Source organism: Caballeronia sp., assembly GCF_049581465.1.
In the GTDB taxonomy this organism is placed as follows: domain Bacteria; phylum Pseudomonadota; class Gammaproteobacteria; order Burkholderiales; family Burkholderiaceae; genus Caballeronia.
In genome coordinates, this window is the sequence record NZ_JBAUSA010000515.1 from 1 (window position 1) to 1992 (window position 1992).

At 60.8% G+C, this 1992-nt stretch carries 4 protein-coding genes; 3 read left to right on the forward strand and 1 reads right to left on the reverse strand.

Going from position 1 to position 1992, the window contains the following annotated elements:
* The 3 genes from WCA53_RS12570 to WCA53_RS12580 all read left to right on the forward strand — a co-directional run.
* The coding region (locus WCA53_RS12570) for a murein hydrolase activator EnvC family protein (protein WP_423910185.1) at window positions 1-409 on the forward strand (409 nt) is incomplete at its 5' end.
* 63 nt (window positions 410-472) lie between these two features.
* Complete coding sequence (bamE, locus tag WCA53_RS12575) at window positions 473-1027, forward strand: outer membrane protein assembly factor BamE domain-containing protein (protein ID WP_423910188.1); 555 nt, start codon at window positions 473-475, stop codon at window positions 1025-1027.
* 38 nt (window positions 1028-1065) lie between these two features.
* Window positions 1066-1503, forward strand: coding sequence for a hypothetical protein (locus tag WCA53_RS12580; protein WP_423910191.1), 438 nt, complete (start codon window positions 1066-1068; stop codon window positions 1501-1503).
* Between the two features lie 118 nt (window positions 1504-1621).
* Here WCA53_RS12580 and WCA53_RS12585 read toward each other — a convergent pair.
* Window positions 1622-1992, reverse strand: a 371-nt coding sequence (locus WCA53_RS12585) for a DUF3293 domain-containing protein (protein WP_423910195.1), incomplete at its 5' end; no start/stop codon positions are given.

Genomic DNA, 1992 nt, shown 5'->3' on the forward strand with positions numbered 1-1992 from the left:
CAGCACCACCGAACCCCCACCGCCTCCGGTTGTCGCGAAGGGCGCGTGGCTTGCGTGGCCGGCGCAGGGCAACATCATTACGAAGTTCGGCGAGAGCGGCAGCAAAGGGATCGATATCGGTGGAACGGTCGGCGAGCCGGTGAGGGCCGCGGCGGCGGGGCGCGTGGTCTACGCAGGCACGGGTTTGCGGGCTTATGGACAGATGATCATCGTCAAGCACAGCAACGATTACCTCAGCGCATACGCCCATAACAGCAAGCTGCTGGTGAAGGAAGGCGATACGGTGCGCCAGGGGACCATCATTGCGGAGATGGGGACCGGTCAGAACGACAAGCCGTTGCTGCACTTCGAACTGCGCAAGTCGGGCCAGGCGGTCGATCCGGTGCCGTCGCTGAAAAAGGGCGGTTGATCGTGGTCAGCAAGAAGTCGCGCAGCGGCCGGCGCGCCGCCTGAACCCTGAAGCGGAGCCCGGATGAAAAAGATCCTGCTTGCGGCCACGTTCGCCGCTGTGTTCCTGAGCGGCTGCAATGACCAGCAAAACGCGGACGCCATGAACAAGCTCAAGTCGATCTTCAATGCCGTCAAACCTGATGTGTTGTTGCTGAAGGACTTGACGCCGGGTGTGACGACCGAGGCGCAGATCCGCGATCAGATGGGCGAACCGGATACGGCGCGAACCTTCACCGATGGTTCCAAACGCCTCGAATATCCGCGTGGTCCGGCGGGCACGACCACGTATTTTGTCGATATCGACGCGAACGGTCGTTTTGTGTCCGTCACGCAGGTGCTGACGGCAGCGAACCTTGCGAAGGTTCGGCCGGGCATGACGCAGGATGAAGTCCGCCGGTTGCTCGGAAAGCCGACCAGCATTGCGGAATATCCATTGAAACGGGAGCGCGTGTGGAGTTGGCATTGGCTGGAGGACGGCGTGAATCGTGACGCGATGTTCAACGCGCATTTCGGTCCGGACGGCATTGTGGTAACAACGTCGCGCTCGGATTCGGAAGCGAACGGCGGGCGTCACTGAGCGCCTTTCGAACCGCGAGTCGCAACCTATGGATACTGATGAACACTCCCAAATCAGGATTTACGCGCGAGCGCGAGCGCGAGCGTGACGCGTTGATTGCGCAGGCGACACGCCATCGCGCGGATCGTGTGTTGGTACTCGAGGATGCGGGCGTAAGCTGGCAGTGCGGGCGCGGACATGCGTGGGATGACGCTCAAAGTCCTGCGCAGAACGTGCGCTGCATGAATTGTGCGTCGCAGAGGCGCGAATTGCAGACGGAGCGGCTTCACGCTTTGGCCCAGGAACGCGGAGGGCGTTTGCTGTCGGCGGCTTATCTCGATGCGTCTACGCCGCTTGCGTGGGAGTGCGCATTCGGCCACCGCTGGAATGAGACCGCGGACGTGGTGGCGAGGCGCTGGTGCGCAGAATGCGTGCGACGTCGCGTGTACGACGGAACGCCGGCGTGTCGATCGGAAGAGTCGACCAGGCGAGGGTGACGACTCGGAGTAGCAATAGGGTAAGGATTTTGCTTAGTTATCCATTCTATATATATTGCAGCGGTGGCTCATTGCGTCGATGCCGTTTTCTCAGCAGGATTTGAAGGCGGCACGCATCTCAGCGTAGCAGGATCAATTGCGGCACGGCGTTCGAGCCACACCATACGATCGCATTTTGCTCATGCCGCACGCCGAGCACCTTCGCATCTTCCATGGGCATTCCCAATATCAAAATGCTCGGTTCGCCCGGCCACGTGCCCGACGGATGCCTTCCGACGCCCCTGACGTAGTCAAACCCAGTGCGTCGAATCTCGTCTTCGAGTGTTGCTTGACGGTCTGCGTTCTTCGCTGCGTCGATGGCACGGCTAAACGGATTCACCGCCGTCACATACGCGCTGCATTCAACGCGGTGCGCTCGATGGAGGTCGGCAAGCAAACGTTCCGCGACGCCGATCATGAGCGTGAAGGGATTTTCGCCCAGGATGCAAT

What these genes read in the sequence shown, in the direction of transcription:
- bamE (WP_423910188.1), top strand. Translation starts at nt 473, where the DNA reads ATGAAAAAGATCCTGCTTGCGGCCACGTTCGCCGCTGTGTTCCTGAGC.
- WCA53_RS12580 (WP_423910191.1), top strand. Translation starts at nt 1,066, where the DNA reads ATGAACACTCCCAAATCAGGATTTACGCGCGAGCGCGAGCGCGAGCGT.